Genomic DNA, 1,398 nt, shown 5'->3' with positions numbered 1-1,398 from the left:
TCCATCCATTTTGAAGGACGACTGGATGCTCACATCGATCTGTGATTTTTAACGTGACACAGAATTTTGAACACCCTCCCCTCGTTTGGTCATTTGAATATCCTTTTGGGTGTATATTACTCAAATGACACAGATTTATGAACACTACCTTATAAATTGCCAGCCATATTAATGTTCATCCCTCTTAATGAAGTTATTTGTTAAACATACAGATTTCCGCAACCATAAAAAGCTCTTTTACAACACTATTCAATCCCAGCATTAAACCTGTAACTTGCACTGTACACTTAAAAAATATACTCTGCAGGGTTCTAATCCTTTACAAGAATCAGAACCTGCAGGTACGTCTATAACCCAGCATGTCACAACAGCGGTTATCAATATCAACCTATTTTAATAGGATTCAGTATATCTGCTCTGTGCTAGCCAAGAATGTCACTAGTGGTTATTTATACTGTTACCAAGGTTGATAGAAGTCCTGTGCCAGATCCAATTCTGCTCTGAGAACCTGTGGATTCTGTTTTATTGAACCCAAAACCTTTAATAAATCGCTTCCATCCGGTGCGGATAACAGAAGGAGGTTGTTATCACTTCGCCAATCCAAATGCAAATTATGCTGTTGAGAAAATTCGGTAGCCGAGACACCTTCTGCCAATTTTACAATGAATTTTCCTGTTGGAATTGCAATAACATCACCAGCAGAATCAACCAAAGGCTGTCCCTTTGATAAAGTTTCTGCCTTTACAACTCTATCATTAATTTTCACCAATTGAGTATCCACGTCATAAACTTCGGGAGCTACTTTATCCAACAAAGAATCATCACTCAAAAATGGTCTAGCCTGTACTGTCATAGACATGGCAGAAATAAGTAACGAAACAACTATCACTGTAATATTTTTCATACTACCCTCTCCTTAAGAAGCGCTTACGGCTTGGTGACCATGGATACGTAAAGACCAGGACTTGAGTACTCCATTAGCCTCATTTTCCAATAGCTTTTCTTCTACATTCACCTTTCCTACTCGGAAAATATATCCCTGTTCGCCACTATTTACATCGATAACCTTCAAAGTCCAATTTCCTCTGGCATTTTCACCATAAAAAGCATTGGACAACATGGGAGTATTTGTATATCCAGAGTTTCGAATGGGAACAAATCCATTATAGGGAGTCATAATAACGCTACGGGTACCCGAAGGTGAAATTAACTCAACAGCCAGATCAGCCAAACGCTTATGCTCTACCGTAAGATTAATTTGTACCCCTTCAACAATCCAATCTGAATCGAACTTCTGCACATCACTTACCCCCTCCAAGGCAGGGCGGGATCCCACTTTAAATTGAACTTTTACGGTTGGTCATGATCTGATCTGCCTTGCCCTTAATCCACAGATGA

General features: G+C 39.4%; 2 protein-coding genes. Both read right to left on the bottom strand.

Annotated features, from left to right (window positions below):
* Positions 1-457 precede the first annotated feature (457 nt).
* On the bottom strand, positions 458-904 hold the full coding sequence (locus CX650_RS17380) for a hypothetical protein (RefSeq protein ID WP_101096553.1): 447 nt from the start codon (positions 902-904) through the stop codon (positions 458-460).
* 12 nt (positions 905-916) lie between these two features.
* Positions 917-1,300: a proprotein convertase P-domain-containing protein gene (locus CX650_RS17375; RefSeq protein ID WP_229800149.1), complete on the bottom strand. Its 384-nt coding sequence runs from the start codon at positions 1,298-1,300 to the stop codon at positions 917-919.
* Positions 1,301-1,398 lie beyond the last annotated feature (98 nt).

Origin of the sequence: Shewanella indica (assembly GCF_002836975.1) — a bacterium.
GTDB lineage: Bacteria > Pseudomonadota > Gammaproteobacteria > Enterobacterales > Shewanellaceae > Shewanella > Shewanella indica.
Note: the sequence above shows the minus strand (reverse complement) of the source record. Positions and strands in the feature narration are given on the sequence as shown.

What these genes read in the sequence shown, in the direction of transcription:
- CX650_RS17380 (WP_101096553.1), bottom strand. Translation starts at nt 904, where the DNA reads ATGAAAAATATTACAGTGATAGTTGTTTCGTTACTTATTTCTGCCATG.